The following is a 17,060-nucleotide window of genomic DNA, read 5'->3' as shown; positions in this document are numbered from 1 at the left end:
ATTTAAAATACCGCCATTCCTTTATAAATCAATTGCACTGCCATCACAAGTACAATGGGGATGAAAAGCTGACGCAAACGCCTGGCAGGTAAATACTGCATAATCCGTGACCCAAACGTTGAACCAGCTAAAATACCTAGGGCTAGTGGCACAGCAATTAAGGGTTGAATATAGCCACTGAAAAAATACACTGTAGCTGAAGCAGCACCAGTTACGCCCATCATTAAATTAGAGGTAGCTGATGATGGTTTTAAGGGCATTTTCATTACCCCATCCATGGCCATTACCTTAAAAGCACCCGAACCAATTCCGAGCAAACCAGATGCTAGTCCGGCACCAAACATCACAGCTGCACCACCCGGGACATGCTCTAGGGTGTATGAGATCGAACGCTTGGACTCTTTATCATAGTAAGTCCCATTTAAGCGTAGTTTGGTGGCTAATGGATCTAAACTGTCATGTACCTGATCATCTTGATGTCCTTTAAGCTTGCGCCACATATTCCAACCTTGAAAGAGCAGTAAGCCCCCAAAAAGAAAATACAGAACTGTTGGCTTAAATATGCCTGCCAATACTGCCCCTAGTAAAGCGCCCACCGTAGTGAAAATCTCCAAGAACATGGCCACGCGCATATTTAAAACATCATCCTTCAAAAAGGCAACTGTTGCCCCAGAGCTGGTTGCAATCACAGCAATCACACTGGCTCCGACAGCATAACGAATATCAATGCCCATAAAGACAGTCAATATTGGGGTCACAATGATGCCACCACCAAGACCTAAAATAGCCCCAAGTGTACCGGCCAGTAGCCCCGTTAATAATATCAATATTACTTGCTCCATTTTATCTTCCCCTCATAAAAAATATTCTGATTTGATTATACGCTAAGTGCAAAATCGTTTACACTATAGATGACCGCTTTTTTATAGCCTGTCAAATTTTACTTATGAGGAGCAGCCATACTCATCCCATGTTAATTCGTAATCAACGTACACAACGTATTCTTTTAATCCTCTCAACGCTTGGTTTAGGCTGGTTAATTTTTGGTCATCTATTACATGTTCCTTTATTAAACATGCTCGACACGCTCAGTCAATCTTTGACCATAGAGCAGGTTCCGTCCATCTTTGCTTGGTTGACCTTTATTCCGTACTTGTTTGGACACCCCTTTGGCACCTTGGTGATCTTTACCACCCTTCTTTTTTGCTTATGGGGCTTTAAATATAAAATTCCGGCAGCTTGGTTAGCGCTTAGTCTATTAGCTAGTGAAGTCGTCTTACTTATCGCCGATCTTTTACTAACTGGTTTAACCCAGCCACATCATTTTTTTAACCACACTGTTTTTTGGTTAACGTGGCTGTATTCAAGCCTAGCTATTTTTGTGCTCCCCGAAATTAAGCGCTGGCGGTTGCGCCTACTCAACCAATTACTTCTATTAGTGACTTGGTTAGCCGGCATTAGCCATGCCCTACTGACTCCAGCTGGGACATTCACTAACTGTCTAGCTGGTTGGTGGCTAGCGCTAGTCTGTTTAACGCTAGCAGAGCATTGGTACATAAAAGGAGCTCCTTGGGCCAGTCGTTTCAATGGTTTTCATAATTCATGGTATTAAAAAGGTTTCCTTACTAGGTGCTATCGATAGCACCTAGTAAGGAAACCTTTTTGCTCTATTGCACATTAGAATGACCAAAATATTTTTTAGCAATTCGGTTTGCTTCACCATTTGCAGCTACTTGTTCTAAGGCTTGATTTAATTTAGCTTGCAAGCGACGATCGGTCTTACGCATACCAACCCCATACTGCTCTTTTGGAAAAGCTGTTTCAACAATCCGAAAATCCGTTGGCCGCGCTTCTTGCTTGACATAGTAGTGTGCATAATCCCGACTAATAAGCACCGCATCCAAACGACCAACTTGCAAATCATTCAATGCTTTATCATAACTATCATACTGAACAACCGGCTTTTTCACCGTATGTTTCAAAACTGTGGGCCGATCATTATACATCTGCAAACTAGAAGATCCAGTTTGCACCCCTAGTCGCTTATGTGCCATATCCTTAATCTGTTTAACTGATCCTCTTTTCATTGTCAGTAAAACTAATTTGTCCTCATGATATGGTTTTGAAAAAAGAACAGCCCGCTTACGTTCTGCGGTCATGGTATAACCGTTCCAAATAACATCAATATGCCCCGTTCGCAATTCTGTTTCTTTCATTGACCAATCAATGACCTGAAACTTAGGTTTAAGTCCCATCTGTTTAAACGCCGCCCGTGCTAAGTCAACATCAAACCCGACTAACTGACCATGGGCATTGCGAAAGCCCATTGGAACATAGGTATCATCAACGCCGACAACAATCGTTTGATGGGCAGACTGGGCTGACCAGTGCTTACTTGGTCGCTTTGTTAAGGCCCAAACTGTTCCAATCACCAGAACAACACAAAGCAAAACGATGCCATTCCCTAGCCACTGTTTTTTTGTTAGCTGTATTCGTTTCATCCTAGCATGCCTCTATTCACACGTCGTTACGCGCTTCTCTTGTAAATTGAGCAAAGTCCAAAATTCGGCTGTCCAAGGCTTCCACAAAAGGAAGATCGTGAGTGACAATCAATTGGGTTACGCCTTGCTCTTGCAAATCGTTAATAATTTGAATAACACGCTCAGTCGAAGCCTCATCTAGACCAGAAGTAGGCTCATCATAGGCTAAAATTCGTGGCTGCATAGCTAGTGCGCGTGCAATTGCCACTCGTTGCTTTTGACCCCCAGACAACTCAAATGGATACTGATTTTGTTGATCAAGTAAATCTAGTTCACCTAATAATTTTTTGGCTGCCCGCTCACTAGCAATCGCATTTAGTCGATTAACCAAACGAGGGGCTAAGGTAATGTTCTCTAAAACGGTATATTGTGGAAATAAATTAAAATCTTGAAAAATAACTCCCACATCAGCCCCTTTCCTTTGACCATCCAAAGCCAAGGACTGACCATCTAAAGTTAATTCACCCTCATCCGCCGCCAAAAGGCCTGCAATAATTTTCAAAAACGTTGTTTTGCCAATTCCTGAAGGACCAACAATCGTCAAAATTTCACCAGTTGGAACTGCTAAATTTAGACCCTTAAAAATTTGGTGTTGATTGTAGGTCTTGCTTAAATTAGTTAACTCTAACATGCTACCCTCCCCTAACGATAGTAATTTAACCGGGTTTCAATGTGCCGCATGCCAGCGGTCACTAAGACAGTCAACATGAGATAGAGCAATCCAACTAATAAGTAAGGAACTAAACTCACATCGCGCGCGGCTGCAATATTACCGGCTCGCATTAAGTCGCCAATTCCAATCACATAGACCAGGGAAGAATCCTTAACTAAGTTGATTACTTCATTACCGACAGAGGGCATGACCACCTTAACGACCTGTGGCAAAATAACATACCGCATCGTCTGCCAACGGGTCAAGCCCAAAACTTTGGCCCCAGCATACTGACCCTTGGGAATGGCCTGCAAGCCACCCCGAAATATTTCTGCAAAATAAGCAGCATAATTTAAAATAAAGGTCACTAAAGCCGCTTCAAATCGTGGTAACGTTGCAATATTAGCCATACTCAATCCATAATAGACAAAAACAATCTGCAAGAGTAGTGGTGTCCCCCGCATAACGCTAATGTAGAGGTTCATCAACCAACGTAACAATTGAATGTCCGAGCGTAAGCCCATGGCTACCAGGACTCCAAGTGGTAAAGCCCCCAACAAGGTCAATCCAAAAATGCCGATGGTCATTTTTAAGCCTTCTAATAGACTTGGTAAGATTTGTAGTAAATAATCCATCTGATAACCCTTCCCCAAAACATGTTATTTTCACAAAATAAAAGTCCTCAAGCCATCCATAGATGACTTGAGGACGACGTAGCGCGATTCCACCTCAATTTTGTTAACCATTACTGGTTAACACTCAAGCACCTTCACTAAACAAAGGCGCAGCGGATAGTGGCGCAACCCAGTGTGATAAAGTTTGAACTGAATAAGTGTGGTTCGGTAAAGATGTTGGCCATTTTTCAACTTCTGCATGACTCTCTTAACAACAAGCAATACCTACTCGTTTATTCTTCATACGTGAACAATCACATAGCTAAATTTTAAAAGACTGCCCTTTAAAAGTCAACTCTTATTTACGTGCTCAGTAGCGTTGTGAACGCCGTTTGAAATTTAAGCCAGAATTTAAATCACGCCGATCAACATTGTAATGTTCTAAATCTGGCTGCCTAGTTGCCTGATACAAAAAATCTAACCCTTGATAGCAGAGCAAAAACAAAATCAAGTTAATTAACAGCGTTGGAAACAAATGAAAGACCACAAAACTAGCTGGTGCCAAATTAGCTAAGTTAATCAAGCCAAAGGCTAAATAATCATAAGTTAAATACGTACACAATGACAAAAACCAAGTTGCCATGGCCCAAAACATAGTGTTTGGAAAATAACGCTGAATATTAGCTGCTACCCAAAAGGTTAAGGGAAAACCAATCATGGCAATGCCAATAATCCCTGTGTAAAAAATATCAAACACCAACCCACCGGCAAAGGCGATGACATACCCCCACCGCATCCGTACTTGATTGACCGTCCCCGATAGAATTGGCATTAAAATAACTAAAATACATAAGAAGGGACTGGCTGCTGTTGGTAATTTAAATAAGACACCGGCCAATTGTAAAGCAATCCCACCATCTAAATAAACGGCCACTAAAACCAAGATGGCATGCAGCCAGGTCGTATGAATATATTTAAGCATTGCACCCCCCATTATTTTAATCTGCTATTATGTTCTTCGTTATGGTCAAACCGAACTTTCTGGCGATAAGTGCTTAATAAGCGTACACCCAGATAAGCCAAAGCAAGCATAACCAAAAAAACGCCAATCGTGAGCCCCAGTGTGACACCATCCCCCCGTAAGACGGCATCTCCACCAACCGCATAAAAAATTGCGGTTGGTAAAAGACCAAAAATCATGACTCGTAAACGTGATCTTTGAGACAGGGAACTTTCCTGTAGGACCCAGTCAACCAAGCTGGTTGGCACTAAAGGAACCATATAACCCAAAACCAGCCCTAATTCCGGATACCGCCACTGTTTTAGCCAGGCCGCCAGTTTTTGCTGATAGCGTCCTTTAGGGTGCCCCCGATGATGTTCACCATAGTGGGCCATAATATACAGAGCTAAACAGTTACCAGCAACCATCCCCGTTAAATTAACCAGCGCACCTGATACTTTCCCCAGGCAAACGCCAGCCAACACACCAAGCAAAGCAACAGGTACCCCAGGAATGCAAGACGCAATACAGAGCATCACAATCAACAAACCCGCCCCGCTTAATCGATGTTGGCGTATTAAGGCCATAACGTCGGCCCTGGAAAAATTTAAGGGTAAACTCGTTACCAATAAATAGCCATAATAAACGACTAAGATGACCACTAGGAGGGAAAGAATTAGTTTAAGAAAATTATCTATGCGTGCAGCTTTAACTTTATGTTGCATCCCTCACAGTCCTACCTAAAATGAGGTTAGGAAGGCCAAGAAACCAAATATAATCCCGGGTACATTAGCAAAAATAATCGCCTTATCTCGGGTATGACCGTCTAAGCCAAAAAGACCGTGAATAGTCCAAAAAATACAATTTATCATCGCCACAAAAGGTTGAATTGGATTGCTAGGGTTACCATGTAAATTACCATAAATTTGTGGAATATAGGAAACATACATTAATACAGACATCCATGAAGCTAAAACCGCGATTTGATGTAATACCTTCTTTTCAGTCGGTGTAATTTTCTTAACCTGCTTGCTGGTCCCATTCTCTTCTGGTTGTTCTGACATTGTCTGCCTCCTTTTAATTGACCCGCTCAGACTCATACTATAAATAGAAGAAGCGGTCACTTCATTGAACTATTATAAGCCATTTAATACGGTTTATACAGGTGTTATTTTTGACAGCCTATTTCTTTCTTGCTATGATGAACAGAAATCAAGAAAGTGTTAGGTGAAAATTCATGTTAGATTATCATCATCAAGCAGACTAGCCCTTCATTAGCGGTCAAATGCAATCACCTGTTGACTTACCACTCAAACTAGCCTGCGCAGATTCTAGTTCCGACCTTACACCCTTACAATTAGATCTTGGACCCACTATCAATACTGTGTTTATGAGTGCAAGTAGTTTGACGTTTGGTCTAACTGCTCATAATAGCATTAACGGTCGCCGCTTTACCTTACAGGAAGGGCATATTCATACGCCGAGTGAACATAGTTTTGACCATCAATTTTTTGCCGGTGAGCTACACCTAGTCCATCAGGCCAGTGACGGTCGGCTAGCCGTGATTGCCGTCATGTTAACGCCTGGAAAAGAAAACCCCGCCATCGCCAACATACTTGCGCATTATCCAACCACAACACCTTTTTTGGCTGACCTAGGCCCACTCCTTCCTGATGATAATCACTATCTTCACTATCTTGGCTCACTTACTACTCCGCCACTGTCAGAAAACGTTGAATGGTACCTCTTTACAAAACCAATCTGTGTATCCTCAGATCAGTTAGCACAGGTGACTGCCTTTCATCCTGATAATCGTCGTACACAGCAAGCTTTAAATGACCGGCCAGTTACCTATTTTTAATCCTAAAAAAGCTCGAAGACAGCTGTCTTCGAGCTTTTTTTATTTTATGTTTCAGGAATTGCCACCGTCACTACGGAAATATTATTATAATCCGTTGCCGGCTTAATATAAATTGTCTTTGTTAAGCCCGCATCACCAGCAGAAACATGATCGACCTCACCGATATAAAGGCCAGCTGGCGTGATACCACCTAATCCACTGGTGGCTACCTTATCGCCAGGCTCAACCTTGGTGGAAGCCGTAATACGCCCCATCACAATCATGTTTTGGGCTTGGTCAAAGTTAGTGATAATACCATCTACACTCTTACCGCCGGCTGCTTGTACTCTGATTGCAAAGCGGTTGGCTGTTTGACTATTATCTGATAAGAGCTCAACCTTTGCACTCGTTGTGTCTACCTCAGCTATTCGACCGATTAGACCCCCAGGTCCCATCACGGACATATTTTTTCGAATCCCTGCATTCGAACCCCGGTTGATGATTAACTCAGACTGCCAATTACTTGGTGAACGCGAAATCACACTGGCATTTACCTTTTGATAATCGGTCAAGGTTTTACTTGTTGCCAATTGCTTCTTTAAGGATTTATTTTCAGCCCGTACTGTTTGTAATTCAACTTGAGTAGCCGCTAAACTATCAACCTTACGATTTAACCGTTCATTTTCTTGATAGGTATTCAACAATTTACCGGTTCCCTGGATACCATTAGTAACTGCCTTAACAGGTGCCGTGACGACTTGTGAAACCCACCCCGATACATCAGCAACCACCCGGACAGGCAGGGCTGGTTGTTGGCGTGTATTACGTGAGCGCGAACTCAATGTAATCACCCCAATTGTAATAATTAAAATTAACACCCCCACTACTAAGCGACGGGACGTAAATAATTTTTTCATGCTCCGGATGCCCTTTCTTTTTACTGACCAACTTAAGAGAAAGAGCGCCCACCAGCAAATAGGTGCGGCGCTCTTTTTTATTGTCTGCCGTTTTAATTATTCTTTAAAACGTCAATGGACTTTAGGGCTTCACCAGTTCCAATGACCACAGCATCTAATGGATCAGGTGCCACAAAAACAGGAACTTTGGTTGCTTCGGCAATCACCTCATCAATATGCTTCAATAAGGCGCCACCACCTGTTAAGACAATCCCATGGTCAATCACATCAGCCGCAATTTCTGGTGATGTTTCCTCTAGCGTTTCTTTGATAGCCACAATAATTTCAGCAATAACATCATTAATGGCTTCAGCGATATCAACGGCTGGAATATCAACTGTCTTAGGGAGACCTGTAACAAGATCACGGCCCCTAGCAGTACTTCCTTCCATTTCCTTAGCAGCTTGAATATCAGCTGAACCAATTTCCATCTTTAACCGTTCCGCAGTCTGCTCACCAATCAAAATCGAATAGTTTTGCCGAATATAGGTCATAATGGCTTCATCAATCTTATCCCCAGCCATTCGAATTGACCGTGATGAAACGATCCCACCTAATGAGATGGTAGCAATATCTGATGTACCACCTCCTAAGTCAGCTACCATAGACCCAGTTGGCTCCATAACAGGTAGACCAGCACCTACGGCGGCTGCAAAAGGTTCTTCAATCACATAAGCGTCACGAGCACCAGCAATCCGGGCTGCATCAATAACCGCCCGTTGTTCGACCGCTGTCACGCCAGATGGCACCCCAATGGTAATGTAAGGTTTGGCATTCGCCATTCCGCGTTCACCAAGCGCCTTAGTAATATAATATTTAAGCATGGCCACTGTTGAATCATAATCAGCGATGACACCATCCCGTAAAGGACGAATAGCCTTAATCGAGCCTGGCGTTCGACCTAACATCTCCTTAGCTGCTTGACCAACAGCGACAATTTCGTTTGTTTTTGTATTACGTGCCACTACGGATGGCTCGCGAAGGACGATTCCCTTGCCCTCGATATAAACCAGAGTATTGGCCGTTCCTAAATCAATTCCAACATTATGAGTTCCAAATGAAAACACGGCGATTATCCCTTTTCTTTAAGAATTGTTAAATTAGCGCAACTTCTCCTAAATCGTTCATCTAATTTCTAGATAAGTTTATCATAGTTTAGCCATAGTCGTCCACAGTCCTAATAAGGTTTCCAAAGTGATTTTGGGCCAACGTTTTAAAGTGCAATGACTACAAAAGTGGCTTCGGTTAATAATAATAAAGTCAAGAAATACAATCTGCATAATACTACTACAAAGTGCTAGTTGATAGATTGCCTGCCAATCAGCCCGAGAGGCTTTAAGTTGGCCGCTAGGATGGTTGTGAGCAATAATAAAGCCATACGCATTTAACGAAACTAACCGGCGAAAGATATCGCGCGGATGAATCTGCACTTGATTAACTGTTCCCAGCGCCACCGTTGAAATTTCTAATATCTGTAATTGACTGTTAACCGCAATTAAGCGACACGTTTCCTGCGGCTGACTACCATACGTTTGGGCTAAGAATGAACCCAACCCCTGGATAGACTTAATCTCTTGCATGCTGCCCCCTCTTGATTGATGCACCTTCAAACTGCGACGCCTAAATTAAACCTGTTACCCACCTTCTTTACGGTGTAGAATAGCTTATAGTTTTTATAATCTGTCGATGATTAAGGAGATATTATGCGCGTTCGTAAATTTTCACCAATGCAAATTCCAGCCCAAGACGTTGCCCGGGCGGTTCGCTTTTATCGTGAGGTCTTTGACTTACCAACTCAATTTGGCGAGCAAGAAGAAAGACATCTCTTTTTCCATGAAGAACCTATTCACTTTAACCAAACAGCCCCTTTTGAACCAATTACTGTTCAAGTCGTTGTGAGAGACCACCAAGAAGCCGTAGAAAACCATCTGATTAATTATGCTGTTCCTCAAGTTGCCCCCATGTCACAAGCCCCAGACGGACAACATGTCATTTTTCACCTTGACGACTTTGAGGGGAATCGCATTCAAGTTATTGCTAATAAATAAAAAGGGAACTGCCTTAGCAGTTCCCTTTTTATTTTTATTTAACCGGCTATTATATAGCCCAACCAAAAAAACATGAGTCCAAAACTAAACAAAGCCACCATACGAACCAAAACCCGCCAGCGAGTAGCTGGATTAGCAAGACCCTCAGTTAATTCAACAATTGGGGCCGAAAAGGTCGATAATCCACCAGCGATGCCGGCCTCCAAAAACGTTCCCACTGCTAGTGATACCGTTAAACCGTATGCCCATCCCATAATGAAAACCGCTAACATATTGATACAAAAAACCATCCAGTCACTAGCAGGACCAAACCAGCGTGGTGCAAACTCCAATAATACAAAACGCACGACAGTCCCTAAAATTGCACCAATGCCAGCCATGATTACTTGGACAACCATCACTTAACCTCCTTTGCCAGCCTGCGTGCCAGCAATACCATCCCTACACTACCAAGGACTGATAGCACTAAGTAACCTGTGGCCGCCATCAAAGAAAGCCGTGTTGCCATGTCTAAAATTGATGTTGAAAAAGTCGTATAGGCGCCCAAAACGCCAACTAACGTAAAATCAGCAAATTCTTGTGAAAAATGCCAATGATCAGCAAAGAGATCAGTTAAAAAGGCAGATAAAAAGGTTCCCGTAAGATTGACTACTACCGTCCCTAAGGGATAACCAGGCAGCGTGACCACTAACTCTACCGCTTCCCGTAAGGCACCACCAAAAAATCCCCCTAATGCCACTGCCATTAAACGTGTCCAAAATCTTGCCGTCATTACGCCACTCCTTATATAGTTAATACCGCTCAAAATAAGCTAGCAAATCTGCAACTGACAGATTAGCCTTGTCACTATCTTTGAAATCCTGTGCTATCTGACCATTAGCTAAAACTAGTAAGCGATTCCCATATTCTAAGGCATCGGCCAGATTATGGGTAATCATCAAAGCCGTTAAGTGTTCACGGCGAATATGTTCATCTGTTAAGGCCATTAGTTGGGCACTGGTTTTAGGGTCCAAAGCTGCGGTATGTTCATCTAACAGCATCACTTCTGGTCGTACCTGGGTTGCCATCAAGAACGATAAGGCTTGCCGTTGCCCCCCCGATAAAGCCCCTGTAGCGACGTCTAAACGATCGCTAAGACCATTGCCCATGGTTTTGGTCAGTTCTCGTAAGGTTTGGCGTTTTGCCTCAGTCAACCCTCGGTCACGTAAACGCCGTTTCTTACCCCGGCGTTGTGCCAGCAATAAATTCTCTGCCACAGTCATCCGGGGTGCTGTCCCTAACTTAGGATCTTGAAAAATACGAGCTAATATTTTTGTCCTTTCAATCTCATTAAGGTGGGTCACCTCTTGGCCGCCTAGATAAATATGACCACTTGTTAGTGGTAGCGTACCCGCAATCACATTAAAGAGGGTTGATTTACCCGCCCCATTTGAACCTAAAACGGTCACAAACTCACCTTGGTGCACAGTTAGTGAAACATGATCCAAAATGATGCGCTCTTCAGCCGTTCCTTGATTCACAATCACTGTTGCTTCTTGTAAACGTAAACTTGCCTTCTCTATTGCCATTTACCTAATCCTCCTGCCTTTGCGCCTTAAAATGCAAGTGATGTCCCAGTTTTGGTAACATTAAGGCCAGTCCCAAAATAATAGCACTAACCAATTTCAAGTCATCTGCATTAAAGCCAACTAACAAAACGAGGACGAGCACGAAACGATACATAATTGAACCAATTGCCACCGTAATCAAGCGATTAGTCAAGGTCATTTGTTCACTAAAGGCTACCTCACCAATGATAATAGATGCTAGCGCAACCACGATGGTTCCAATTCCCATGTTTACGTCAGCAAAGCCATTATTTTGAGCAACTAAGGCACCGCCCAGGGCAATTAAGGCATTCGATAACATTAAACCTAATATCGTCATCCGGTCTGTATTAATCCCCATAGACCGAGCCATATTAGCATTATCCCCAGTTGCAATAAAAGCTTGTCCAAGCTCCGTCTTTAAAAACCATGTGGTCAAGCCAATTACTAATACCATCACGCCAATTCCGACAATCACAACTGGAAAATTCTTTGGTAAACCCGCTAACAAGGGAGCTGAAAAGACCGTTTGCTCTTGTAACAAAGAGCGATTGGCCTGGCCCATAATGCGCAAATTTATCGAATAAACTGCTGTCATCGTCAAAATACCAGCCAAAAGAATCGGAACCTGCCCTTTTGTGTATAAGAGCCCCGTGACTAAGCCCGCAATAGATCCGACTAACATCGCAATGCCCGTTGCAACTAGTGGCTGCCAACCATTACTTATTAGAGTCACTGCCGTGGCAGCCCCCAAGGGAAAGGTTCCTTCAACAGTCATATCTGGGAAATCTAGAATCCGAAAAGATAAGTAAAGGCCAATGCCCAACGTAGCCCAAATAAGGCCCTGCCCAATTGCTGATACAAATAATGCCATCTACCTATTCCCCCTGATCAATAAACTTTGCTTGCTGGTAACCAGCTGGCAACTGCATGTGTAAGCGTTCAAGTTGACTGCGATTAACGACTAAGGTCCCTTTTTCAATAAAATCAACTGGCAAGTCCTTTGGTGATGCTCCTTTGAGTATTTTGACCATCATTTTCCCAGTTAAACGGCCAATCTCTCGTTGATTAATTGATTCAGCGGCCACTCCGCCTGCTGCCACCATCGTATCAACGGTGGGAAACACTGGTACCCCTGCTGCATCAGTATTTTTAATTAAGGTTGGCATGGCTGCTGCAATCGTATTATCAGTTGGTACAAAGACTGCTTCTACCTGCTGGTGACTAACCATCTGCTCAGCTGTCTGATTCAAATCATTAGACGACGTAATCGTATACTCTTTAACGGTCACCCCCGCCTGTTGGGCAAGTTTCACCATCGCTCTGGCTTCGGACACAGCTGAATCATCAGAAGAGGTATAGATAACACCTAACCGCTTCAAGTGGGGCACAAATGCCTGGATCATTTTTAATTGATCAGCCAAGGGGGCTTGGTCCGTTACACCTGTCACATTGCTGCCTGGGTGTTGGTAACTTTTTACCAACTTTGCCTGGATAGGATTCGTCGACGCTGAAAAGAGGACTGGGTTATCCTGAATCGTATTTGCTAAGGCCACCGCAGCTGGTGTTGCAATTCCTACAGCCAGGTCTGTCTGCCCATTAGCAAACTTAGTGGCCATCGTTTTTAAATTCGATTGATCGCCCTGTGCATTTTGAAAGTCAATCTTAATATTTTTACCAGGCTGATAACCTGCTGCCTGGAGAGCATCAATGATTCCTGCATGAATTTGATCCAAAGCCGGATGTGAAGTAAACTGTAAAATCCCCACTTCGGGCATCGTTTTTTTATCTTGGGCATGTTGCTCAAAAAAACCAGCAACCCCTAAAAATAAAGCCAATGCCGCCAACACACTCATAATTTTTTTATCCATACTCCCACTCCTATGTCTCACTTTTGCCGTTCTCTTATTCGTCAACCGAGCATAAGTAGTCGTTTCAATGCCGTCCATTGACACAAAAAAAGCCCGCCGGATAGCTAATCCGTGCGGACTTTTTGTTTCTAGGAAACTGGTCAACACAGACTCGACTACTCACTCTATCAAGAGTGCATCCATCGAATCTGTCATTTCTGATCACGACCCAATGATGCCTTAGCTGCGCCACCAACCATTTAGTTGTTGCTTTGTCACCATCATCTATGTTTCCCACCTATCATTAGAATGTTTATAATATAACACCAGTCAAAACTGTCGTCAAGCGATTATTTTGTTAAACCGTAATCATAGTCCTCATCATTCATGGTCTCAACCTGACCAAGTCGATAGCCATTTCCAACTTGAGAGAAGAAATCATGGTTAGACGTTGTCGTTGAGATACCATTCATCACCACCGGGTTAACGTCCTCATAACCGTCTGGAAAAAGTGGGTCTTGCCCTAAGTTCATCAATGCTTTATTGGCATTATATCGTAAAAAGGTTAACACTTGTTCCGTCCAACCAACACCATCGTAAAGTTCATGTGTATAGTTTTCTTCATTGGAATAAAGGTCAAACAGAAAGTCATACAACCATGTTTTTACTTTTTCTTGTTTTGCACTCGTCAATTCATTAAAACCTAGCTGAAATTTATAGCCTATATAGGTTCCATGGACAGATTCATCTCGTAAAATCAATTTGATAATTTCAGCCACATTATTCAACTTATTATGTCCCAAGTAATAAAGTGGGGTGTAAAAGCCCGAATAGAACAAGAATGTTTCTAAGAAGACTGAGGCTACTTTTTTTTCTAACGGACTGCCCGCTTGATAAACCGCATTAATCTTTTGTGCCTTGTATTGCAAATGAGGATCTGTCTGTGCCCAGGCAAAAATCGCGTCGATTTCACTGGCCGTATTCAAGGTTTCAAAAATAGAAGAATAAGACTTTGCATGCACCGATTCCATGAACTCAATGTTATTTAAAACGGCTTCTTCATGCTGAGTTCGAATATCTGCCTTCAAAGCTGACATACCATCCTGGGACTGTAATGTGTCTAAGAGAGTCAGTCCCCCAAAAACCTTCCCCACTAAATCATGTTCTTCAGGCGTCATTTTACGCCAATCATCCAAATCATTTGACAAAGGAATACGGGTATCAAGCCAAAATTGTTCGGTTAGTTTTTCCCAAGTTGCCTTGTCAATGGCATCTTCGATTTCATTCCAATTGATTGCTTTATAATAATCTGCCATTTTTTGATTCCTTTTCTACCTAAATTGAACAGCTCTCACACTCATTAACGCCGAATTCTTCCATGTCGTCTGTATATGTCCGCACATAGTAAATGGATTTAACGTTCCGATGAAAGGCGTAATTGCGTAAGATATTTAAATCACGCGTGGTCATCTTATTTGTATGCCCATCTTTCCATTCATATAGGCCTTCAGGAATTGTCGATCGCATAAATAAGGTCAGGGCCATACCTTGATCAACGTGTTCCTGGGCCGTAGCATAAACATCAATCACCTTACGCATATCCATGTTATAGGCCGATTCATAATAAGTAATTGTATCTTCAGACAAATAAGGAGCAGGGTAATAAATCTTTCCAATTTTCTTTTCCTGACGTTCTTCAACCTTATTGACAATCGGATGTAATGAGGCCGTTGAGTCATTAACATATGAAATTGACCCCGTAGGCGCAATTGCCATTCGATAAGCATTATACAAGCCATCACGCTGTACTGCAGCCTTTAAAGCCTGCCAATCGGCTTGCGTAGGAAAACCTTTATCCGCAAACAAGGCTTTTACCTTATCCGTTTTAGGTTCCCAATCTTTTTGAATATATTTATCAAAATAAGATCCATCTGCATAGGCTGACTGCTCGAAGTCATGGAAACTCTCCTGTCGCTCACGTGCCAATTTATTCGAGGCCTTAAGCGTATAGTAATTTAACATCAAGAAATACGCATTCGTGAAATCTAAGGCTTCTTCATCCCCATAATACATATGGTTTTTTGCAAACATAGCGTGTAGCCCCATTGCGCCTAACCCAATAGCATGTAACTGGCGGTTACCATTTTGGACGGAAGGAACAATATCTAAGTCAGAATGATCTGACACAAAGGTCAAGGCACGTACCATGGTATCAACTGACCGTTCAAAGTCATCTGTTTCCATCATGTTCACAATATTAGTCGATCCTAAATTACATGAAACATCTGTTCCCAAGCTAGCATAGCGTTGCTCATTCGTAATCTGCGAAGGTTTTTGAACTTGTAAAATCTCTGAGCACAAATTTGAAGAGATAATTTTACCAGCAACTGGATTGGCCCGGTTAGCCGTATCAATATTAATAATGTAAGGGTACCCTGACTCCTGTTGCATCTTTGAAAGCTCATTTTCCAAGGTGCGGGCCTTAATTTTCTTTTTATGAATGGCAGGATTAGCCACCAAGTTGTCATACTCTTTGGTAATATCAATATAGTTAAAGGGTTGACCGTATTCTTGTTCTACATCATATGGTGAAAAGAGATACATATCAGCATTGGCCCGGGCTAATTCATAAAACTTATCCGGTACAGTAACCCCTAATGACAACGTCTTGACCCGTACCTTTTCATCAGCATTTTCTTTTTTGGTACCCAAAAAAGCCATAATATCAGGATGAAAGACGGATAAGTAGGCCACGCCAGCCCCATTTCGCTGCCCCATCTGGTTAGAATAAGAAAAGGCATCTTCTAGTAGTTTCATGACTGGTACGACACCAGAGGCGGCCCCCATAATCCCCTTGATTGGCGCACCAGCTTCACGTAAATTGGCTAAGTTAATCCCAACCCCGCCACCAATCTTTGATAACTGAAGAGCAGAATTGATCACACGGCCAATGGCATTCATATCATCAGTAGCTTGTAAAATAAAACAAGACACCAATTCGCCCCGTCGTGACCGTCCAGCATTTAAAAAAGAGGGGGTTGCTGGCTGATAACGTTGATGGACTAATTCATCAGCTAAATTCATGGCTAATGTTTCATCACCAGCCCCGTAAAAGAGCGCATTCATCGCCAAACGGTCAATATAGCGTTCTACATAATAGGCACCATCATTGGTCTTTAACACATACTGGGCATAAAACTTATATGCTGCCATAAATGATTTAAAATGAAAGTCTTGTCCCTCCAAGTATGCGTATACCTTTTCAATAAAGGCAAAGTCATATTGTTCAACAAGGCTAGGGTCAATAAAATCATGCGCTATTAAATAGTCAAACCGCTCGCGTAAGGTTGAAAACTGAAGTGTATTTGGTTCGACGTTTTCCTTTAAGAAGGCCGCCAAAGCCTCTTTGTCCTTTCCTAACTGAATAGCATTATCTTTAGGGATGTTTAGTTCATTGTTTAAGTCAAAATAGGTAACCTTGTCTAAGTCAAGATCTAATAACGACATTCCTTACTCCTCTACTACCTGAACATCTGTATGTACGTAAAGCGGAATCACTTGGATTGCACCGACCTTTACATACAGATGCGTAACATTACATCGTCTCTTTAGCCAAGTTTTTTAAAAAATCTGGGCGAAAACCTTGGACAGGTTCAAACCCTTCAGCAACAATCACCGGTACCGCTTGAAAGCCGAGTGCTTTTACTGCTGACATCGCTGCTGGTTCCTCTTGGACATTATGCTCTTCAAAGTTAACGCCATACTGTGCTAAAGTCTTCTTGGTCATCATGCACTGGACACAATTATTTTTCGTGTATACGGTCACTTTTTGCATTTTCTTCACCATTCTTTCTGCTTGATGTTCTTTTAACTGTTTTCGAGTATAGATAAAAAAATAACGGTTTGCAAGGTTTAAAAATTGATAAAAAAAGGCTTGACACAGCTATGTACCGCTAGTTCAGGCTTTTCGTTCA

Annotated in this window: 21 protein-coding genes; 3 read left to right on the top strand and 18 right to left on the bottom strand. The window is 42.5% G+C overall.

Features of this window, described 5'->3' with window-relative positions:
• Positions 1-2: 2 nt before the first annotated feature.
• Complete coding sequence (locus G414_RS0104860) at positions 3-842, bottom strand: sulfite exporter TauE/SafE family protein (RefSeq protein ID WP_022791729.1); 840 nt, start codon at positions 840-842, stop codon at positions 3-5.
• 128 nt (positions 843-970) lie between these two features.
• Between G414_RS0104860 and G414_RS0104855 the strand changes: the two genes are divergently transcribed.
• Positions 971-1,612: a hypothetical protein gene (locus G414_RS0104855; RefSeq protein ID WP_022791728.1), complete on the top strand. Its 642-nt coding sequence runs from the start codon at positions 971-973 to the stop codon at positions 1,610-1,612.
• A 55-nt stretch (positions 1,613-1,667) separates the two neighbouring features.
• Here the strand turns inward: G414_RS0104855 and G414_RS0104850 are convergent, their stop codons facing one another.
• The 6 genes from G414_RS0104850 to G414_RS0104825 form a co-directional block, all read right to left on the bottom strand.
• Positions 1,668-2,501, bottom strand: a complete 834-nt coding sequence (locus tag G414_RS0104850) for an amino acid ABC transporter substrate-binding protein (RefSeq protein ID WP_022791727.1) — start codon at positions 2,499-2,501, stop codon at positions 1,668-1,670.
• 16 nt (positions 2,502-2,517) lie between these two features.
• The gene (locus G414_RS0104845) at positions 2,518-3,171 is read right to left on the bottom strand and encodes an amino acid ABC transporter ATP-binding protein (RefSeq protein ID WP_022791726.1); all 654 of its coding nucleotides are present in this window, start codon (positions 3,169-3,171) and stop codon (positions 2,518-2,520) included.
• A gap of 11 nt (positions 3,172-3,182) precedes the next feature.
• The gene (locus G414_RS0104840) at positions 3,183-3,827 is read right to left on the bottom strand and encodes an amino acid ABC transporter permease (protein ID WP_022791725.1); all 645 of its coding nucleotides are present in this window, start codon (positions 3,825-3,827) and stop codon (positions 3,183-3,185) included.
• A gap of 349 nt (positions 3,828-4,176) precedes the next feature.
• Positions 4,177-4,788 (bottom strand): rod shape-determining protein MreD, encoded by a 612-nt coding sequence (gene mreD / locus G414_RS0104835; RefSeq protein WP_027694550.1) that lies wholly within the window; start codon positions 4,786-4,788, stop codon positions 4,177-4,179.
• A gap of 11 nt (positions 4,789-4,799) precedes the next feature.
• On the bottom strand, positions 4,800-5,531 hold the full coding sequence (locus G414_RS0104830) for a VTT domain-containing protein (RefSeq protein WP_022791723.1): 732 nt from the start codon (positions 5,529-5,531) through the stop codon (positions 4,800-4,802).
• Positions 5,532-5,546: 15 nt separating this feature from the next.
• Entirely contained in the window at positions 5,547-5,768 is a 222-nt protein-coding gene (locus G414_RS0104825; RefSeq protein ID WP_051125796.1) for a hypothetical protein, read from the bottom strand.
• 323 nt (positions 5,769-6,091) lie between these two features.
• Between G414_RS0104825 and G414_RS07315 the strand changes: the two genes are divergently transcribed.
• Positions 6,092-6,667, top strand: a complete 576-nt coding sequence (locus tag G414_RS07315) for a carbonic anhydrase family protein (protein WP_051125790.1) — start codon at positions 6,092-6,094, stop codon at positions 6,665-6,667.
• A gap of 44 nt (positions 6,668-6,711) precedes the next feature.
• Here G414_RS07315 and mreC read toward each other — a convergent pair whose 3' ends face one another.
• The 3 genes from mreC to G414_RS0104805 form a co-directional block, all read right to left on the bottom strand.
• On the bottom strand, positions 6,712-7,563 hold the full coding sequence (gene mreC / locus G414_RS0104815; protein ID WP_022791721.1) for a rod shape-determining protein MreC: 852 nt from the start codon (positions 7,561-7,563) through the stop codon (positions 6,712-6,714).
• A gap of 92 nt (positions 7,564-7,655) precedes the next feature.
• Complete coding sequence (locus G414_RS0104810; RefSeq protein WP_022791720.1) at positions 7,656-8,669, bottom strand: rod shape-determining protein; 1,014 nt, start codon at positions 8,667-8,669, stop codon at positions 7,656-7,658.
• A gap of 81 nt (positions 8,670-8,750) precedes the next feature.
• Positions 8,751-9,182, bottom strand: coding sequence for a JAB domain-containing protein (locus G414_RS0104805; protein ID WP_022791719.1), 432 nt, complete (start codon positions 9,180-9,182; stop codon positions 8,751-8,753).
• A gap of 123 nt (positions 9,183-9,305) precedes the next feature.
• Between G414_RS0104805 and G414_RS0104800 the strand changes: the two genes are divergently transcribed.
• Positions 9,306-9,650, top strand: coding sequence for a VOC family protein (locus tag G414_RS0104800; RefSeq protein ID WP_022791718.1), 345 nt, complete (start codon positions 9,306-9,308; stop codon positions 9,648-9,650).
• Between the two features lie 38 nt (positions 9,651-9,688).
• Here G414_RS0104800 and G414_RS0104795 read toward each other — a convergent pair whose 3' ends face one another.
• From G414_RS0104795 to nrdH, 8 genes are all read right to left on the bottom strand, one after another.
• Positions 9,689-10,048 (bottom strand): fluoride efflux transporter FluC, encoded by a 360-nt coding sequence (locus G414_RS0104795; protein WP_022791717.1) that lies wholly within the window; start codon positions 10,046-10,048, stop codon positions 9,689-9,691.
• A complete protein-coding gene (locus G414_RS0104790; RefSeq protein WP_022791716.1) occupies positions 10,048-10,422 on the bottom strand; it encodes a fluoride efflux transporter FluC in 375 nt (124 codons plus the stop codon). The genes G414_RS0104795 and G414_RS0104790 overlap by 1 nt, the downstream gene beginning before the upstream one ends.
• 19 nt (positions 10,423-10,441) lie before the next feature.
• The gene (locus G414_RS0104785; RefSeq protein ID WP_027694547.1) at positions 10,442-11,212 is read right to left on the bottom strand and encodes an ABC transporter ATP-binding protein; all 771 of its coding nucleotides are present in this window, start codon (positions 11,210-11,212) and stop codon (positions 10,442-10,444) included.
• A 10-nt stretch (positions 11,213-11,222) separates the two neighbouring features.
• The gene (locus G414_RS0104780; RefSeq protein ID WP_022791714.1) at positions 11,223-12,110 is read right to left on the bottom strand and encodes an ABC transporter permease; all 888 of its coding nucleotides are present in this window, start codon (positions 12,108-12,110) and stop codon (positions 11,223-11,225) included.
• A gap of 4 nt (positions 12,111-12,114) precedes the next feature.
• Positions 12,115-13,107, bottom strand: a complete 993-nt coding sequence (gene trpX, locus G414_RS0104775; protein WP_027694546.1) for a tryptophan ABC transporter substrate-binding protein — start codon at positions 13,105-13,107, stop codon at positions 12,115-12,117.
• A 329-nt stretch (positions 13,108-13,436) separates the two neighbouring features.
• A complete protein-coding gene (nrdF, locus tag G414_RS0104770; protein WP_022791713.1) occupies positions 13,437-14,402 on the bottom strand; it encodes a class 1b ribonucleoside-diphosphate reductase subunit beta in 966 nt (321 codons plus the stop codon).
• Positions 14,403-14,421: 19 nt separating this feature from the next.
• Positions 14,422-16,593 carry a class 1b ribonucleoside-diphosphate reductase subunit alpha gene (gene nrdE / locus G414_RS0104765; protein WP_022791712.1) on the bottom strand — a complete coding sequence of 724 codons (2,172 nt, stop codon included), beginning with the start codon at positions 16,591-16,593 and terminating at the stop codon, positions 14,422-14,424.
• Between the two features lie 88 nt (positions 16,594-16,681).
• Positions 16,682-16,921 carry a glutaredoxin-like protein NrdH gene (nrdH, locus tag G414_RS0104760; RefSeq protein ID WP_022791711.1) on the bottom strand — a complete coding sequence of 80 codons (240 nt, stop codon included), beginning with the start codon at positions 16,919-16,921 and terminating at the stop codon, positions 16,682-16,684.
• Positions 16,922-17,060: the final 139 nt, after the last annotated feature.

The organism is Weissella halotolerans DSM 20190 (genome assembly GCF_000420365.1).
Taxonomy (GTDB): domain Bacteria; phylum Bacillota; class Bacilli; order Lactobacillales; family Lactobacillaceae; genus Weissella; species Weissella halotolerans.
The sequence above is the reverse complement of the archived record's forward strand: the minus strand, read 5'-3'. Positions and strand labels throughout refer to the sequence as shown.

Excerpts from the sequence above, each read along its gene's own strand:
- G414_RS0104860 (WP_022791729.1), bottom strand. The coding sequence starts at position 842 with ATGGAGCAAGTAATATTGATATTATTAACGGGGCTACTGGCCGGTACA.
- G414_RS0104855 (WP_022791728.1), top strand. The coding sequence starts at position 971 with ATGTTAATTCGTAATCAACGTACACAACGTATTCTTTTAATCCTCTCA.
- G414_RS0104850 (WP_022791727.1), bottom strand. The coding sequence starts at position 2,501 with ATGAAACGAATACAGCTAACAAAAAAACAGTGGCTAGGGAATGGCATC.
- G414_RS0104845 (WP_022791726.1), bottom strand. The coding sequence starts at position 3,171 with ATGTTAGAGTTAACTAATTTAAGCAAGACCTACAATCAACACCAAATT.
- G414_RS0104840 (WP_022791725.1), bottom strand. The coding sequence starts at position 3,827 with ATGGATTATTTACTACAAATCTTACCAAGTCTATTAGAAGGCTTAAAA.
- mreD (WP_027694550.1), bottom strand. The coding sequence starts at position 4,788 with ATGCTTAAATATATTCATACGACCTGGCTGCATGCCATCTTGGTTTTA.
- G414_RS0104830 (WP_022791723.1), bottom strand. The coding sequence starts at position 5,531 with ATGCAACATAAAGTTAAAGCTGCACGCATAGATAATTTTCTTAAACTA.
- G414_RS0104825 (WP_051125796.1), bottom strand. The coding sequence starts at position 5,768 with ATGTCTGTATTAATGTATGTTTCCTATATTCCACAAATTTATGGTAAT.
- G414_RS07315 (WP_051125790.1), top strand. The coding sequence starts at position 6,092 with ATGCAATCACCTGTTGACTTACCACTCAAACTAGCCTGCGCAGATTCT.
- mreC (WP_022791721.1), bottom strand. The coding sequence starts at position 7,563 with ATGAAAAAATTATTTACGTCCCGTCGCTTAGTAGTGGGGGTGTTAATT.
- G414_RS0104805 (WP_022791719.1), bottom strand. The coding sequence starts at position 9,182 with ATGCAAGAGATTAAGTCTATCCAGGGGTTGGGTTCATTCTTAGCCCAA.
- G414_RS0104800 (WP_022791718.1), top strand. The coding sequence starts at position 9,306 with ATGCGCGTTCGTAAATTTTCACCAATGCAAATTCCAGCCCAAGACGTT.
- G414_RS0104795 (WP_022791717.1), bottom strand. The coding sequence starts at position 10,048 with ATGGTTGTCCAAGTAATCATGGCTGGCATTGGTGCAATTTTAGGGACT.
- G414_RS0104790 (WP_022791716.1), bottom strand. The coding sequence starts at position 10,422 with ATGACGGCAAGATTTTGGACACGTTTAATGGCAGTGGCATTAGGGGGA.
- G414_RS0104780 (WP_022791714.1), bottom strand. The coding sequence starts at position 12,110 with ATGGCATTATTTGTATCAGCAATTGGGCAGGGCCTTATTTGGGCTACG.
- trpX (WP_027694546.1), bottom strand. The coding sequence starts at position 13,107 with ATGGATAAAAAAATTATGAGTGTGTTGGCGGCATTGGCTTTATTTTTA.
- nrdF (WP_022791713.1), bottom strand. The coding sequence starts at position 14,402 with ATGGCAGATTATTATAAAGCAATCAATTGGAATGAAATCGAAGATGCC.
- nrdE (WP_022791712.1), bottom strand. The coding sequence starts at position 16,593 with ATGTCGTTATTAGATCTTGACTTAGACAAGGTTACCTATTTTGACTTA.
- nrdH (WP_022791711.1), bottom strand. The coding sequence starts at position 16,921 with ATGCAAAAAGTGACCGTATACACGAAAAATAATTGTGTCCAGTGCATG.